The organism is Antribacter gilvus (genome assembly GCF_003946865.1).
Lineage (GTDB): Bacteria > Actinomycetota > Actinomycetes > Actinomycetales > Cellulomonadaceae > Antribacter > Antribacter gilvus.
Genome location: NZ_QXTH01000001.1, coordinates 813,439 through 825,155 on the forward strand (window position 1 = coordinate 813,439; position 11,717 = coordinate 825,155).

At 72.0% G+C, this 11,717-nt stretch carries 11 protein-coding genes and 1 riboswitch; of the genes, 7 read left to right on the top strand and 4 right to left on the bottom strand.

The genetic code is table 11. The annotated features are described in order from the left end of the window. Positions 1-28: 28 nt before the first annotated feature. Together mmsA and mmsB are read left to right on the top strand one after the other, a co-directional pair. Positions 29-1,591, top strand: coding sequence for a multiple monosaccharide ABC transporter ATP-binding protein (mmsA, locus tag D1350_RS03530; RefSeq protein WP_125773839.1), 1,563 nt, complete (start codon positions 29-31; stop codon positions 1,589-1,591). Further along, the gene (gene mmsB / locus D1350_RS03535) at positions 1,588-2,760 is read left to right on the top strand and encodes a multiple monosaccharide ABC transporter permease (protein ID WP_125773841.1); all 1,173 of its coding nucleotides are present in this window, start codon (positions 1,588-1,590) and stop codon (positions 2,758-2,760) included. The genes mmsA and mmsB overlap by 4 nt, the downstream gene beginning before the upstream one ends. Before the next feature lie 114 nt (positions 2,761-2,874). Here mmsB and D1350_RS03540 read toward each other — a convergent pair whose 3' ends face one another. The 4 genes from D1350_RS03540 to D1350_RS03555 are packed head-to-tail and all read right to left on the bottom strand — an operon-like array spanning position 2,875 to position 7,164. Continuing rightward, a complete protein-coding gene (locus tag D1350_RS03540) occupies positions 2,875-3,777 on the bottom strand; it encodes an ABC transporter permease (RefSeq protein WP_125773843.1) in 903 nt (300 codons plus the stop codon). Next, positions 3,774-4,706 carry an ABC transporter permease gene (locus tag D1350_RS03545; RefSeq protein WP_125773845.1) on the bottom strand — a complete coding sequence of 311 codons (933 nt, stop codon included), beginning with the start codon at positions 4,704-4,706 and terminating at the stop codon, positions 3,774-3,776. The genes D1350_RS03540 and D1350_RS03545 overlap by 4 nt, the downstream gene beginning before the upstream one ends. Further along, the gene (locus D1350_RS03550) at positions 4,703-5,890 is read right to left on the bottom strand and encodes a polyamine ABC transporter substrate-binding protein (RefSeq protein ID WP_164545003.1); all 1,188 of its coding nucleotides are present in this window, start codon (positions 5,888-5,890) and stop codon (positions 4,703-4,705) included. Before D1350_RS03550 ends, D1350_RS03545 begins: the two co-directional genes overlap by 4 nt. Further along, entirely contained in the window at positions 5,887-7,164 is a 1,278-nt protein-coding gene (locus D1350_RS03555) for an ABC transporter ATP-binding protein (RefSeq protein WP_170180907.1), read from the bottom strand. Before D1350_RS03555 ends, D1350_RS03550 begins: the two co-directional genes overlap by 4 nt. A gap of 191 nt (positions 7,165-7,355) precedes the next feature. After that, positions 7,356-7,470, top strand: a riboswitch (ZMP/ZTP riboswitch). 125 nt (positions 7,471-7,595) lie between these two features. Here D1350_RS03555 and glyA point away from each other — a divergent pair. The 5 genes from glyA (at position 7,596) to D1350_RS03580 (ending at position 11,566) form a co-directional block, all read left to right on the top strand. After that, positions 7,596-8,858, top strand: a complete 1,263-nt coding sequence (gene glyA / locus D1350_RS03560; protein WP_125774027.1) for a serine hydroxymethyltransferase — start codon at positions 7,596-7,598, stop codon at positions 8,856-8,858. Then, positions 8,855-9,736, top strand: coding sequence for a bifunctional methylenetetrahydrofolate dehydrogenase/methenyltetrahydrofolate cyclohydrolase (locus D1350_RS03565; protein WP_125773849.1), 882 nt, complete (start codon positions 8,855-8,857; stop codon positions 9,734-9,736). Before glyA ends, D1350_RS03565 begins: the two co-directional genes overlap by 4 nt. 197 nt (positions 9,737-9,933) lie before the next feature. Then, positions 9,934-10,386, top strand: coding sequence for a hypothetical protein (locus D1350_RS03570; protein ID WP_125773851.1), 453 nt, complete (start codon positions 9,934-9,936; stop codon positions 10,384-10,386). Beyond that, on the top strand, positions 10,380-10,604 hold the full coding sequence (locus D1350_RS03575) for a helix-turn-helix transcriptional regulator (RefSeq protein ID WP_125773853.1): 225 nt from the start codon (positions 10,380-10,382) through the stop codon (positions 10,602-10,604). Before D1350_RS03570 ends, D1350_RS03575 begins: the two co-directional genes overlap by 7 nt. After that, positions 10,601-11,566 carry an NAD(P)-dependent alcohol dehydrogenase gene (locus D1350_RS03580; RefSeq protein WP_125773855.1) on the top strand — a complete coding sequence of 322 codons (966 nt, stop codon included), beginning with the start codon at positions 10,601-10,603 and terminating at the stop codon, positions 11,564-11,566. The genes D1350_RS03575 and D1350_RS03580 overlap by 4 nt, the downstream gene beginning before the upstream one ends. The last annotated feature ends 151 nt before the right edge of the window (positions 11,567-11,717 follow it).

The window sequence follows — 11,717 nt, forward strand, 5'->3', positions numbered from 1 at the left end:
CGGCGGACGAACGACGCTGGAGAAGGCGATGAACGAATCGAAGGCCGAGGACCGGCCGGAGGACTTTGTCCTCCAGATGCTGGGGATCACCAAGGAGTTCCCGGGCGTCAAGGCGTTGCAGGACGTCACGCTGGAGGTGCGGCGCGGCGAGGTGCACGCGATCTGCGGCGAGAACGGGGCCGGGAAGTCGACCCTGATGAAGGTGCTGTCCGGCGTCTACCCTCACGGCTCGTACGAGGGGGAGATCCTCGTCGAGGGCGCGCCCGCGCGCTTCGGCGGGATCAAGGACAGCGAGGCCGAGGGCATCGTCATCATCCACCAGGAGCTGGCGCTGATCCCCTACCTCTCGATCGCGGAGAACATCTTCCTGGGCAACGAGCGGGCGAGCGGCGGCGTCCTCGACTGGGGCACCACGCGCTCCGAGGCGGCCCGCCTGCTCGCGGAGGTGGGCCTGGCGGAGAAGCCGGAGACCACGCCGTCGGACCTGGGCGTGGGCAAGCAGCAGCTCGTCGAGATCGCCAAGGCGCTGTCCAAGCGCGTCAACGTGCTGATCCTCGACGAGCCCACCGCGGCCCTGAACGACGAGGACAGCGCGCACCTCCTGGACCTGATCCGGAACCTGCGCGAACGCGGCATCACCTGCATCATCATCAGCCACAAGCTGAACGAGATCACCGCGATCGCCGACCGGGTCACGGTCATCCGCGACGGGCGCACCATCGAGACGCTCGACCTGCACGGCGAGGGCATCACCGAGGACCGCATCATCCGCGGCATGGTGGGCCGTCCGCTGGACAGCCGCTTCCCCGACCACGAGTCCACCCTCGGCGAGGAGGTGCTCCGGATCGAGGACTGGACCGTGCACCACCCGGTCGACACGGAGCGCAAGGTCGTGGACGGGGCCACCATCACCGTGCGCGCGGGCGAGATCGTCGGCCTCGCGGGGCTCATGGGCGCAGGACGGACCGAGCTCGCGATGAGCGTCTTCGGGCACTCCTACGGCACCCGCATCTCGGGCCGCCTGTACAAGGGCGGCACGGAGATCCACGCGCGCAACGTGTCGCAGGCCATCGCCCACGGGCTCGCCTACGCCACCGAGGACCGCAAGAAGTTCGGGCTCAACCTCATCCAGACCGTCCGCGAGAACATCTCCACCTCGGCGCTGGGCAAGCTCGCGTCCTGGTGGGGTGTCATCCGCAGCGAGGAGGAGGCGGGCGTCGCCGAGAAGTACCGGCAGGACTTCCGGATCAAGGCGCCTACCGTCGAGTCCGTCGTCGGCAAGCTGTCCGGCGGCAACCAGCAGAAGGTCGTGCTCAGCAAGTGGGTGTTCTCGGACCCCGACGTGCTGATCCTCGACGAGCCGACGCGTGGGATCGACGTCGGCGCCAAGTACGAGATCTACGGGATCATCAACGCCCTCGCCGATGCCGGGAAGGCCGTGATCGTCATCTCCTCGGAGCTGCCCGAGCTCATCGGCCTCTGCGACCGCATCTATGCGATGTCGCAGGGCAGGATCACGGGGGAGGTGCCGCGCGAGCGGGCCACACAGGAAGAACTGATGCGTTACATGACGATGGAGAAGACCCGATGAACGTGGTGCGGGAGTACCTCGGCCGCAACGTCCGCCAGTACGGGATCGTCGCGGCGCTGCTCGTGATCGTGCTGCTGTTCCAGGTCCTCACGGAGGGCCGGCTGCTGTACCCGGACAACATCGCGAGCCTCATCCAGCAGAACGCCTACGTGATGATCCTGGCCATCGGCATGGTCATGGTGATCGTCGCCGGCCACATCGACCTGTCGGTGGGGTCCGTGGCGGCGTTCGTGGGCGGCCTGGCGGCCATCATGCTGGTCGACTGGGAGCTGCCCTGGTTCGCCACGGTGCTCGTCGCCCTTCTCGTCGGCGCTCTCGTGGGCGCCTGGCAGGGGTTCTGGATCGCGTACGTGGGGATCCCCGCGTTCATCGTGACGCTCGCGGGCATGCTCATCTTCCGCGGCCTCGCGATCGTGCTCGTGGGCACCACCGTGGCGGGCCTGCCGGCGGAGTTCAACGCGATCGCGGGCGGCTACCTGCCGCCGCTGCTCGGTTTCGCCGGGCAGGCGGACGGGCTGACGCTCGTCATCGGCCTCGTCGGCATCGCGGGCCTGGCCTGGTCGCAGTGGCGTGCCCGCCGGGCGCTCATCAAGCACCAGCTCACCGCTGAGCCCCCGGTCATCTTCGTGGCCAAGCTCGTGGTGATCGCGCTCCTCATCGGCGTGGTCACGTACTGGCTGTCGCTCAGCGCGCGCGGCACCCCGATCGTGCTGCTCATCGTGGGCGCGCTCATCCTGGTGTTCTCGTTCGTGCTCAACCGCACCGTGTTCGGCCGGCACGTCTACGCCGTGGGTGGCAACCGCCACGCGGCGATCCTGTCCGGCGTGAACGCCCAGCGCACCGACTTCGCGATCTTCGTGAACATGGGCCTGCTCGCGGCGGTGGCCGGCATCATCACCACCTCGCGCGCGGGCGCGGGCGTGGCGGCGGCCGGCACCAACTTCGAGCTCGACGCCATCGCCGCCTGCTTCATCGGTGGCACCGCAGTGGCGGGCGGCGTGGGCCGCATCTCGGGCGCCATGATCGGCGCGCTCATCATGGGCGTGCTGAACATGGGCCTCTCGATCCTCGCGGTGGACCCGGCGTGGCAGCAGGTCATCAAGGGTCTGGTGCTGCTGCTCGCGGTGGCGCTGGACATCGTGAGCAAGCGGCGGGGCCGGCTGACGTAGCCCCTGCCGTCCCGCGCACATCACGTCGGCACTTCGTCGTCGGATCGGCACGTCGAACTGCCGATCCGACGACGAAGTGCCGACCTGATGTGCGCGTTCCCAGTCGCCGACGGGTTACGCCAAAGCCCGCAGCAGCTCCGTCTCGCCCTCGGCCTGTGGGGCCGACCGGCGCAGCACCCACCCCACCCCGGCCAGCGCCGCGAGGGTGAGCGCGAGCAGCACCGTGGAGACCGCCGCGACCTCGGGCCGCAGCCCGGTACGCAGCGACCCGAGCACGTACACCGGCCACGGCGTGGACCCCGGCACCTGGACGAACGACGACACGATCGTGTTGTCGAGGCTCAGCGTGAACGCCAGCAGCGCCCCCGCCAGCACGGCGGGCGCGGCGAGCGGCAGCGTCACCTGGGTGAACCGGCGCCAGGGGGTGGCGCCGAGGTCGGCCGCTGCCTCCTCGAGGGAGCGGTCGAGCCCGGCGAGCCGGGCGCGCACCACGAACGTCACCGTCGCCAGCGCCACGCTCGTGTGGGCCACGACGAGGCGGACCAGCCCGTCGTTGAGCAGCACCAGGCCGCCGTCGGTCCCGAGCGTGACGAGCCACGGCAGGAGCGACACGGCGTCCATGATCTCCGGCGTCACGAGCGTGACGGCGAGCAGCGCCGTCAGCGCCGACGCCCACAGGGCCCCCGGGCGGGCCCGCGCCAGCGCGAGGCCGCCGAGCGTCCCCAGCACCGTCGCGACGAGCGACGCGAGAGCCCCCGTCACCAAGGACGTCCGCACGGCGCCCACGATCGTCGCGTTCTGGAACGCCCGCACGTACGCGTCCGGCCCGAAGCCCGTGAACGCCCCCAGCAGCCGTCCCGTGTTGAACGAGTAGCCCACGATCACGGCGATCGGCAGGAAAAGGAACACCAGCACCAGCACGCCCCACCCGCCGAGCAGCACGCGGGTCCAGTCCCACGGCGCCCGCGCCCCGGAGCCCCACGGCGCCCGACGCCGGACCCCCGGCCGGGCGGTCATCCCGCCCCTCCCCGGGGCGCCGGCTCCACCCGCCGCACCCGGCGCACCATGCCCCGGCCGACGAGCCCCAGAGCCCCGACGACGAGCACCGTCGCGAGCACGAGCCCCATGAGGGTGAACGCCATCGCGGACCCGAGCGCCCAGTCGTTCGCGGCGCCGAACTGCTGCGCCACGAGCTGCCCGGCCATGATCCCGTCGGCGCCGCCCAGCACGGAGGCGGTCAGGTAGTCGCCCATGAGCGGGACGAAGACCAGGAGGCAGCCGGCCGCGACCCCCGGCGCGGCCTGCGGCAGCGTGACGGTGAGGAACGTCCGGAGCCGCCCGGCGCCGAGGTCCCGCCCGGCCTCGCGCAGCCGGGGATCGGTCCGCTCGAACGCGACGTACAGCGGCAGGATCATCAGCGGCAGGTAGTTGTAGACCACGCCGAGCTGCACGGCGGCCCGCGTGTAGAGGATCCCCACCTCGTCCCCGGGCCCCATCAGGTGCAGGAATGACAGCACCTCGTACAGCAGCCCCTGCTTGGCGAGGATCACCTGCCAGCCGATCGTCCGCACCAGGAAGTTGGTCCAGAACGGGACCAGCACGAGCGCCAGCAGCAGCGGCCGGCGCCGGGCGGGCACCAGCACCGCCAGCCAGTACGCGAACGGGACCGCCACCAGGAGGCACAGGAGCGTTCCCGTCACGCCGATCCGGAGCGTGGCCCAGAACGTCGTCAGGAAGACGGGGGACAGCACCTCGGCGTACCGGTCGAGCGACGGCGTCGTGACGGCGACGGGGGAGAACAGGCTGGGTTTCTGGCCGAGCGAGTACCAGGCCACGAGGCCGAGCGGCACCACGACGAAGAACGCCAGCCACGCCCACAGCGGGAACGCTGCGAGGGCGGCGTGGTCCGCCCTCGCCTCGACCCCGGGCCGACGGCGGAGCGTCATGCCGTGCCCGCCGCGGCCTGCACCCGCCCGAGGATCTCCACGAGAGTGGTCTGCGCCTCGGTGACCTGCCCGGCGGTGAGCCGCCCGAGGACGTCGTCGGGCGGGAAGACCATGCCGGGCAGCTCGAGGCCCTCCTCGGCCGCGCGCTCGGCGAGCCCGGCCACGCCCGTCGGGTAGCCGTTCCAGTCCATCTCCCAGTAGGAGACCTCGGGGTCGAGCATCGAGTCGATGAACACGTGCGCGGCGTCGGGGCTCTGGCACCCCGCCGTGATCGCCCACGTGTCCATCCAGCGGTTCGCACCCTCGGCCGGGTAGACCCAGCGCCAGGCGTCGGTGTCGCCGTCGAGCATGCCCCAGCGGGCGTCACCGTTGTACGCCTGGATCAGCGCGAAGTCGTTGTTCACGATGTTCTGCTGCGGCGTCGAGGCGAACGCGCGCACGTGCGGCGACAGCCCCGCGACCAGCGCCTCCGCGCACTGCGCGAGCACCGCCTCGTCGGTCGTGTTCAGGTCGTGCCCGTTGGCGAGCAGCCAGATCGAGGCCACCTCGATGGCATCGTCCAGCACCGCGACCGAGCCCGACGCCTCGTTCGCCGCCGCGTCCAGGAAGTCCGCCCAGCCGGTCAGGTCGCGGGTGATCACGCGCGTGTCGTAGACGAAGCCGGTGGTGCCCCACGCCTTGGGCACCGTGTACGCGTTGCCCGGGTCCCAGGGCTGGTCGCGGTACTGGTCCTCCACGTGGGCGAGGTTCGGCAGCAGGCTGTGGTCCAGCGTCCCGAGCAGCCCCGCCGACACCATGGCCGGCACGTACACGCCCGTCGGCACCACGACGTCGTAGCCGCTCGTGCCCCGTGCGGCGGTCAGCTTCGCGACCAGCTCCTCGTTCGACGCGAACGCGTCGATCTGCACGGACACGCCGGTCTCGTCCTGGAACGACTGGACGTTGTCGGGCGCCTCGTAGTCGCCCCACGAGTACACGTTGAGCGACTTCTCGAGCTTGCCGTCCGGCGCGACCGGCCCGGCCGCCGCGCCGGACGCGCACGCGGACAGGACGGACGCGCCGCCCAGCACGGCGAAGCCACCCAGCAGCGCCCGCCGCGTCACGCGCGGGGCGCTCGCGGCGGACACCAGGATCCTCAGGTCGGGTGCGGGGCGCGTGGCGCGCCCTCGGGTACTGGCGCTCACGCGGCCTCCTCGTTCGTGATGTGCCCGGCGGCGAGGTCGCCACCGGGGTCCCCGCAAGGTTCCGCAGCGGAGCCAGGTCCTTGCGGGGCCGAGGCGGCGGTGCTCGCCTCGGGAGTCTGGGTCGCCCCGGCGCGGGGCTGGTTCGCGGCGCTGTCGTGCTCGGCGGGGTACACCCGCACGGCGTCGTCCTGCCAGCTGCACCAGGCCGGTGCGCCCGGGACCAGAGGCTCAGCGGGGGCCGCGGTGCCGCCGTCGCCCGCGGTGCCTGCCGGGACCCGGGCCAGGACCTCCTGGCCGCCGGCGACGACGACGTGCTGCACCACTGAGCCGAGGAACGAGCTGCCGGCCAGCACGCCGGGGCGCACGTTCGCGGTGAGCGCCGGGCGGGTCGCGGACACGCGGATCGCCTCGGCCCGGACGGTGAGCGTGACCCGGTCGCCGGCCGCGAACGGCCTCAGCTCTGCCGGGGACGGGCGGAAGGTGACGCCGTCGCCCGAGGTGACCGTGCCGTCGTCGGACACCGTGCCGTCCGTGCGGTGCTGGGTGCCGGTGAAGCCGGCCACGAACGCCGTGGCGGGGCGCTCGTACACCTCCTGCGGCGTGCCGAGCTGCTCGATGCGCCCGTCGCGCAGCACGGCGATGCGGTCGCTGAGGGCGAAGGCCTCGTCCTGGTCGTGGGTGACCAGGACGAACGTGATGCCCAGGCGGCGCTGCAGGAGCTTGAGCTCGACCTGGACCTGCTCGCGGAGGCTGCGGTCCAGCGCCGACAGGGGCTCGTCGAGGAGCAGGACGTCGGGCTCGTTGACGATCGCGCGGGCCAGGGCGACGCGCTGCGCCTGGCCGCCGGAGAGGGTGCGGGGCGCGCGGTCGGCGAGGCCGGTGAGCCGGACGAGGGCGAGGGCCTCCCGGACGCGCTCGGCGACCTGGGCGCGGGTCAGGCGCGGACGGCCCGGGTGCGGCTGACGCAGGCCGAACGCGACGTTCTCCGCGACGGACAGGTGCGGGAACAGGGCGTACGACTGGAACACCGTGTTGACCGTCCGCCGGTGTGGCGGGACACGCGTCACGTCCGTGCCGTTGATGGCGATCGTGCCGGTGGTGGGTTGCTCGAAGCCGCCGATGAGACGGAGCAGCGTGGTCTTGCCGCAGCCCGACGGGCCGAGCAGGCACAGGAGCTCCCCGGCCCGGACCTCGAGGTCCACGCCGGCGACGGCAGGGGTGCCGCCGAAGAACTTGGTCACCCCGCTGAGGGCGACCACAGGCACGTCGGTCACGACGACTCCAGGAACTGGGTGGGGACGGGTCCGCAGGCCGGATCCCGGGCGACGCGCCGAGAACGCGCCGAGCAATTTTCCTACGTCCGGAGGGATGCTCCGTGCGCTGTGCCGCGGCGTGCGGCGGGCGCCCGTCGCAGCGTCCACGGAGGGGACCTGTCCCGCGGTGCGACGGGCCCCGCTGCTAGGCTGTGACGCGTCGCGACTGGCGCAGACCCGGGCCTTGCACCGAGCCCGGACGGGTGGACCAACCACCGGGGAGCGGCGTGCTGTGCAGACGACGGGTCGTTCGCCTGGGCCCGGGGTCACCTCGTGGAAGGTGCGCGCCCCGGTTCGGTCGCAGGTGCGTGCCTGACACGATCAACCGTCAGTCAGCCCAGAACCGAGGAGACGCAGTGAGCGCCCAGACTCCTGACCTTTCGAGCGACGTCATGAACGTCCCGCTCGCCGAGCTCGACCCTGAGATCGCCGCCGTCCTCGACGGGGAGCTCGCTCGCCAGCGGGACACCCTCGAGATGATCGCGTCAGAGAACTTCGTGCCGCGGGCCGTCCTGCAGGCGCAGGGCTCCGTCCTCACGAACAAGTACGCCGAGGGGTACCCCGGCCGCCGGTACTACGGCGGCTGCGAGCAGGTCGACATCGCGGAGAACCTTGCCATCGCCCGCGCGAAGTCGCTGTTCGGCGCCGAGCACGTGAACGTCCAGCCGCACTCCGGCGCGCAGGCCAACGCCGCCGTGCTGCACGCCCTCATCAACGCGGGCGACAAGATCCTCGGCCTCGAGCTGGCCCACGGCGGCCACCTCACGCACGGCATGAAGATCAACTTCTCCGGCAAGCTCTACGACGTGGGCGCCTACGGCGTGGACCCGCAGTCGCACCGCGTCGAGATGGACGAGGTGCGCAAGAAGGCGCTCGAGCACCGTCCCGACGTGATCATCGCGGGCTGGTCGGCCTACCCCCGGCACCTCGACTTCGCGGCGTTCCGCGAGGTCGCCGACGAGGTCGGGGCCAAGCTGTGGGTCGACATGGCGCACTTCGCCGGGCTCGTCGCCGCGGGCCTGCACCCGTCGCCGGTGCCGCACGCGGACGTCGTGTCGTCCACGGTGCACAAGACGATCGGCGGGCCGCGCTCCGGCTTCATCCTGTCGAAGGAGGAGTACGGCAAGAAGATCGACTCCGCCGTGTTCCCGGGCCAGCAGGGCGGGCCGCTCATGCACGTCATCGCCGCGAAGGCCGTGTCGTTCAAGGTCGCGGCCACGGACGGGTTCCGCGACCGGCAGGAGCGGACGCTGCGCGGTGCCTCGATCATCGCGGCGCGGCTCTCCGAGGCCGACGTCGCGGGCGCGGGCGTCTCCGTGCTGACCGGCGGCACAGACGTGCACCTGGTCCTCGTCGACCTGCGGAACTCGAGGCTCGACGGCCAGCAGGCGGAGGACCTCCTCCACGACGCCGGCATCACCGTGAACCGCAACGCCGTGCCGTTCGACCCGCGCCCCCCGCGCGTCACGTCCGGCCTGCGTATCGGCACGCCGGCGCTCGCCACGCGCGGCTTCGGCGACGCCGAGTTCACCGAGGTGGCCGACATCATCGCGATCGCCCTGCGCGACGGGGCGACGGCGGACGTCGACGCGCTGTCCGCCCGCGTCGCCAAGCTGACCGCCGAGTTCCCGCTCTACCCCGGGCTGGCCCAGTGACGGCCGCGGTGCTGGACGGCAAGGCCACCGCCTCCGTCATCAAGAAGGAGCTGGCCGAGCGGGTGGCCGTGCTGCACGCCGCTGGTGTGGTGCCGGGCCTCGGCACGCTGCTCGTCGGCGAGGACCCGGGTTCCCAGTGGTACGTCGCGGGCAAGCACCGCGACTGCGCCGAGGTGGGCATCGCCTCCATCCGCGAGGACCTGCCCGCCGACGCCACGCAGGAGGACGTGGAGGCCGCCGTCGCGCGCCTCAACGCCGACCCGGCGTGCACCGGCTACATCGTGCAGCTGCCCCTCCCGAAGGGGATCGACACCAACCGGATCCTGGAGCTGATCGACCCGGCCAAGGACGCGGACGGGCTCCACCCGGTCAACCTGGGGCGGCTCGTGCTGCGCGTCTCCGAGGAGATCGACTCCCCGCTGCCGTGCACGCCGCGCGGCATCGTCGAGCTGATCGAGCGGCACGGCATCTCGCTCGCCGGGAAAGAGGTGGTGGTGCTGGGCCGCGGGGTCACCGTGGGCCGGCCCATCGGCCTGCTGCTGACGCGGCGCGCGGTCAACGCGACGGTGACGCTGACGCACACGGGGACGGCCGACCTGGCCTCGCTGGTGCGGCGGGCCGACGTGGTCGTGGCGGCCGCCGGTGTCCAGGGCATCGTGGCGGGCGACATGGTCAAGCCGGGTGCGGTGCTCATCGACGTCGGTGTCTCTCGGGCGGTGGACCCCGAGACCGGGAAGTCCCGGGTCGTGGGTGACGTGTCGCCGGAGGCCGCGGCCGTTGCCGGGTGGGTGTCGCCGAACCCCGGCGGGGTGGGGCCCATGACGCGGGCGATGCTGCTGGCCAACGTGGTGGAGGCGGCGGAGCGCGCGCTGGGCTGAGCCGGGTTCCGCTGGACCCCTCGTGATCGGTAAGACGTCGGATGACCGGCAGCCCGGGCTGCCGGTCATCCGACGTCTTACCGATCAGACGGTGGCCTGACGCCCTTCCCGTGTTCGCGGGTGAATCCTGGCCGTCGATGTCAAGAATTCTTGACACCGGCTCGCCGCTGGAGGATCGTTCGGGGTGTCAAGAATTCTTGACATCGGAACGTGACGAGGGCGGTGGCGGCGTGGAGCCTCTGGAGAGAGCGGCGTGGGTGCAGGCGGTGGTCGCGCCGGTGGGATGGCTGGTGTACGTCGGCCTGCTGCTGGCGAGGGCCGGCAGCGAGCCGGTCGTCTCCGTCCAGTACTGGGACCTGGTGGCCTGGACCATCGGCGGGGCCGTCGTCGTCTCGATGGTGGCGAACATGGTCCTCGGCGGGTCCGACGGGACCAAGCCCGACCCGCGGGACCGGGAGATCGACGGCCGCGCGCAGCAGATCGGGAACTCGCTGCTGGTCGCCGGAGCGCTGGCCGCGATGGTGCTGGCGATGTTCGACGTGGACGGCTTCTGGATCGCCAACGCCCTGTACCTCACGTTCGTGCTCTCCAGCCTGCTGACGTCGATCGCGCAGATCGGCTTCCGCAGGGTCGGGGTGCCCGGATGGTGAGGCCGCCCACCCGCGTCACCAACCGGATCAAGGACCTGCGCACCGAGCGCGGGGTCACCCAGGCCGAGCTTGCGGCCCGGCTCGGCGTCACACGGCAGACGGTCATCGCGATCGAGCAGGGGCGCTACTCGCCCACGCTCGAGCTGGCCTTCCAGATCGCGCACGTCTTCGGCGCACGGCTCGACGACGTCTTCGGCTATTCCCAGGAGGAACAATGAGAGCGATCGTGCAGCACGTCTACGGCGGGCCTGAGGTGCTCCGGCTCGATGACATCGAGGTGCCCGAGCCCGGCAACGGGCAGGTTCGGGTGAGAGTGCTGGCCGCCGCGCTCGACGCCGGGGTCTGGCACATCACCACGGGCACACCGCCCGTTGCGCGGCTCGGGCTCGGCCTGACCCGCCCGCGTGGCCGGGTCTCCGGCCAGGAGCTGGCCGGCGTGGTCGACGCGGTGGGGCCAGGCGTGACCCGGTGGTCCGTGGGTGACCGGGTGTTCGGTCAGGGTTCGGGCGCGTTCGCCGAGTACGCCGTGGCACGGGAGGACAGGCTCGCGGCGCTGCCCGACGGCGTCGCGCCCGAGGCCGCGGCCACGCTCGCCGTCTCGGCGTCCACGGCCCTGATCGCCGTGCGTGCCGGCCGGGTGGCGGCCGGGCAGCGCGTCCTGGTGATCGGTGCGGGCGGCGGCGTGGGGTCGTTCGCCGTCCAGATCGCGGTAGCGCTCGGCGCCTCGGTGACCGGCGTGGCGAGCGGCGGCAAGGAGGACCTGGTGCGGAAGCTGGGCGCCGAGCGGTTCCTCGACTACACGGCCGAGCCTCTGACGGCGGCCGGTCAGCACGACGTCGTCATCGACACCGCCGGGAACAGGCCTCTCGGGGAGCTCCGGCCGGTTCTCGTGCGGAGCGGTACGGCCGTGCTGGTCGGGTCGGGCGTGGCCACGGCGGGGTGGCTCGCCGGGATGGACCGGGCGATGGCGAGCGGTCTCGTCTCGCTGTTCGTGCCGCAGCGCCTCGTGGCGGTCATGGGGGTGACCCGGTCCGCGGACCTCGCCGAGCTTGCCGCGATGGTGGTGGACGGCTCGATCGCGCCGGCGATCGGCCGGGTGGGCGGGCTGGAGGAGGTGCCCGACGCCGTCGCGGAGCTGGGGCGCGGCCACATGACGGGCAAGGCGGTCTTCCTGCCTTGACCTCCGCTGTGCAGCCCGGGACGCTGGCGTGATCGGTAGTTGGTTGCATGATCGGCAGTTGTGAAGTCTCAGGACATCGTGCGCGGTTGTGTCTCAGGACATCGTGCACGGTCTGTCTCGGGACATCGTGCACGGTTGCTCATGGTCAACT